The 2,761-nt window shown below is 46.9% G+C and carries 2 protein-coding genes; both read left to right on the top strand.

All coding sequences use genetic code 11. The features are described from left to right. On the top strand, positions 1-357 hold a 357-nt coding region (locus Q0162_RS06245), incomplete at its 5' end, for an MmcQ/YjbR family DNA-binding protein (protein WP_002668811.1). A gap of 8 nt (positions 358-365) precedes the next feature. After that, positions 366-2,761: excinuclease ABC subunit UvrA (locus tag Q0162_RS06250; protein ID WP_297890476.1), on the top strand; the 2,396-nt coding region annotated here is incomplete at its 3' end.

A 2,761-nucleotide genomic window follows, 5' to 3' on the forward strand; every position in this document is an offset into this window, starting at 1 on the left:
ATGAATATAGAAGAATTTAGAGACTTTTGCCTATCCCTGCCTGATACGTATGAGAAAATGCCCTTTTCGGGGTTCTTTAAAAATGCTGATTCAATCTTAGTTTTTTATGTGGGTACAAAGATGTTTTGCTTCTTTGATATCAATAAGTTTGACAAATGCACGCTCAAATGGAACCCCGATGAGATAGAACAACTCAAAGCAAATTATCAAGCAGTAGAAAACCCTTTTAACCTAAGCAAAAAATATTGGGTGGGTATCCGTTTCAATGAGGATATGCCCGATGATAAAATCAAGGCTTATGTAAAACAATCGTATGATTTAGTAGCTTCTTCACAGAAAAACAAATTAGTAAAATAATGACAACTATGAAAAAAGAAAACCCTAAACGCCCCAAAAATATTGAAGTTCGAGGGGCTAAAGTACATAACCTCAGGAATATAGACGTCGATATCCCCCTCAATAAGATTGTAGGGATTGCCGGCGTATCGGGCTCAGGCAAATCATCTCTTGCCTTAGGAGTTCTCTATGCCGAAGGCTCACGAAGATACTTAGAATCGCTTTCCACCTACACAAGGCGACGAATGACGCAAGCCGAACGCGCTGAGGTAGACGATGTGCGCTACGTGCCAGCCTCCTTAGCACTGCACCAACGCCCTACGGTACCTGGTATCCGCAGTACTTTCGGCACAATGACCGAATTGCTGAACAGCCTCCGCCTGATGTTCTCAAGGCTTGCCAATCACTGTTGCCCTAACGGACACTATGTAAAACCTTCGTTTGCTGTAGCAGCTATGCAAGAAATCACCTGCCCCGAGTGCCACGAACATTTCTACGGACCTGGAGCTGAAGATTTGGCTTTCAACAGTCGTGGTGCTTGCCCTACCTGTGGCGGAATAGGAACCGTCAGAACGGTTGACGAAAGCAAGTTAGTCCCCGATGAAAACCTCACTATTGATGAGGGGGCAGTGGTGGTATGGGGTACCCTGATGTGGTCGCTTATGAAAGATGTATGCCGCGAAATGGGCGTGCGTACTGATGTGCCTTTCAAGGATTTAACCCCCGAAGAAAAAGAAATAGTCTACCACGGGCCTGCTGAAAAGAAACATATATTCTACCTAAACCCCAAAACAGGACAAACTGCCGAAATGGATTTTACTTACTACAGTGCTGTGTATAGCGTACAAAACGCTTTGGCTAAGGTAAAAGACGATAGCGGAATGAAACGCCTCGAGAAGTTCCTAAAAGAAGACGTTTGCCACGACTGCCACGGCACAAGGCTTTCTCCAGCGGCACGTGCCCCACGCCTTAGGGGCATTGGCTTAGACCAAGCTACGGCTATGACGCTCGATGAGTTAATGGTTTGGGTAGCAGGCGTCCCCGATTCATTAGAAGAAGCTATGCGCCCAATGGCTAAAAACATCTGCGAAGCCTTTACCGATACCGCCCACCGCCTCATCGATTTAGGATTGGGATACCTCTCCTTAGACCGTGCAGCAGCTACCCTTTCCACTGGCGAACGCCAGCGCGTACAGCTTGCACGCGCTGTACGCAACCGCACTACTGGGGTGCTCTATGTGTTAGACGAACCCTCTATCGGGCTACACCCTCACAACCTCAAAGGCTTAACAGGGGTGATGGACGACCTCATAGCCGACGGCAATTCGGTGATATTGGTAGACCACGATACCCAAGTACTTACTCACGCCGATGAGATTGTAGAAATGGGCAAAGGCGCAGGGACTAATGGCGGAACTGTCATCGCACAAGGAACGGTAGATGAAATAGCACAAAATAAGGAATCGGTAATAGCACCTTACCTATCGCAAGAGAGCAAACTGCCAGCAGAACTCCCAAAAAACGAACTCTTTTCTATGGGAAACATACACCTCTCTACCGATGCTATACACACCGTACACCCTTTAGAAGTGGAAATTCCAAAGGGGAGACTTACAGTAGTTACAGGGGTTTCGGGCTCAGGCAAAACTACTTTAGTGTTAGAGAGCCTAATTCCCGCTTTAGAGGCAAACGCTATGGGGAAGAAATTACCTCAGCATATCAAATCGGTAAAAGCAGAAGGTATTCGTCAGGTAAAGCTCATCGATGCTACCCCTATAGGCATCAATGTGCGCTCTACGGTAGCTACCTATGCCGGTATTCACGACGAACTCCGTAAGATTTACGCCAAAACCCTCGATGCCAAACAGTACGGCTATAAAGCAGGCGACTTCTCCTACAATACAGGCGACCTCCGTTGCCCTACCTGCGACGGCACAGGGCAAATATCCTTAGATGTGCAGTTCCTCCCCGATGTTGATATTGTGTGCCCTGATTGCAAAGGGAGCAGGTACAAGCGCGAAGCCTATAAAGTATTTCGCACCGCCAAGAATGGCGAAAAATACAGTCTACCCCAGCTGATGAGTATGAGTATAGACCAAGTAATAGAGGTAACTACCGATTTGAAGTTAGTAAATCAAAAACTACAAGTGTTACAACAGTTAGGATTAGGCTATTTGTCGCTTGGCGAAGATACCCCAGGGCTTTCAGGCGGAGAAGCCCAACGCCTTAAGTTAGCCAGCGAAATGGGTAAAGGACAGAGCGATACCGTTTTCGTATTTGATGAACCCACCATAGGGCTACACCCGCAAGATGTACGTGTGCTGCTCGGTGTTTTTCAGAGCCTCCTTAGCTTAGGAGCTACCGTGATAGTGATTGAACACGATTTAGACGTCATTCGCAATGCTCATTATATTATCGATATGGG

Source organism: uncultured Capnocytophaga sp., from assembly GCF_937936315.1.
Lineage (GTDB): Bacteria > Bacteroidota > Bacteroidia > Flavobacteriales > Flavobacteriaceae > Capnocytophaga.